Origin of the sequence: Clostridium sp. HV4-5-A1G (assembly GCF_900184915.1) — a bacterium.
GTDB classification, from domain to species: domain Bacteria; phylum Bacillota; class Clostridia; order Clostridiales; family Clostridiaceae; genus Clostridium_B; species Clostridium_B aromativorans.
This window is the reverse complement of record NZ_FXYI02000338.1, coordinates 1-1,374: the sequence shown is the minus strand read 5'-3', so window position 1 is coordinate 1,374 and position 1,374 is coordinate 1. Positions and strand designations below refer to the sequence as shown.

1 protein-coding gene is annotated in these 1,374 nt (G+C 33.7%); it reads left to right on the top strand.

The window, feature by feature from the left end; translation table 11 throughout:
- Positions 1-92: 92 nt before the first annotated feature.
- On the top strand, positions 93-1,374 hold a 1,282-nt coding region (locus tag J5G60_RS18330), incomplete at its 3' end, for an aminotransferase class V-fold PLP-dependent enzyme (RefSeq protein WP_207876635.1).

The following is a 1,374-nucleotide window of genomic DNA, read 5'->3' as shown; positions in this document are numbered from 1 at the left end:
ATAGAAAGATATAAATAAATACAAAAGTATATTTTTTATATTTATACAATTAAACTCAAACTACATTAAGATTAACAGGAAGTGATTTTAATATGTCTCATTCAGAAACATTTTTTGATTATAGAGACCTAATAACCGGTGTAGATACAAAAATCCCCTTAAAGAACGGGAAACTCGTACCTGCTATAAATTTTGATAATGCCGCCACTACTCCACCATTTAATTATGTTATAGAAAAAATAAATAGTTTCTTACCCTATTATTCCTCTATTCATAGAGGAAATGGTTTTAAATCTAAATTATCTTCTGATGCCTACGAAATGTCAAGAGATATCGTCTGTAACTTTGTGCACTGCGATCCTCAAAAAAATACAGTAATTTATGTAAATAACACCACAGGAGCTATCAATAAACTATCCTATATATTCAATAATTTATACAAAAATTCAATTATACTATCTACCAGAATGGAACATCATTCCAATGATCTACCCTGGAGAAGCAAATTTAAAATGGATTATGTTGAAGTGGACGAGCTTGGCAAATTAAAGCTGTCAGATCTTAAATATAAACTAAAAAAACACCACGGTAAAGTAAAACTCGTATGTGTAGCTGGTGCATCTAATGTTACCGGATACAAGAACCCAATATATACGATAGCCAAAATTGCTCACCACTATGGAGCTGAAATCTTAGTTGATGGAGCACAGCTTGTACCTCATTATCCCATATATATGCAGCAAAAGTCAAAGGAAGAATCTATTGACTACTTAGCTTTTTCCGCTCATAAAATGTACGCTCCTTTTGGAATAGGCGTACTCATAGGTCCAAAAAATACTTTCAGCAACGCACCACCAGAATACAGCGGAGGTGGCACAATAAAGGTAGTAACAGACAATTCCGTACTTTGGGATGATCCTCCAGGAAAAAATGAGGCAGGAACTCCCAATGTGCTTGGAGTTACAGCCCTTGTCTCTTCAATCAAAGTATTGAATAAATTATCGTTAAATTCTATAGATAAAAGAGAAAGTGACATATACAACTATACTTTAAATAAAATGCTGCAGCTGCCGGATATCACCATATACGGTGATACAAATCCTGGCTGTGATAAAGTTGCTATTCTTCCCTTCAATATAAAGGGACTGCATCATGAAACCACTGCAAAACTATTGTCAGATTTATCTGGTATTTCTGTAAGAAGCGGCTGCTTCTGTGCTCATCCTTATGTTCAAAGACTACTGGAACTTTCCCCTGAGGAAATAAACTATTTCAAAACTCACTTCAATAATTTTCGTCCCGGTATTGTTAGATTAAGTTTTGGCTTATACAATACCTACAATGAAGTTGATATATTAATAGATACTTTAAAAA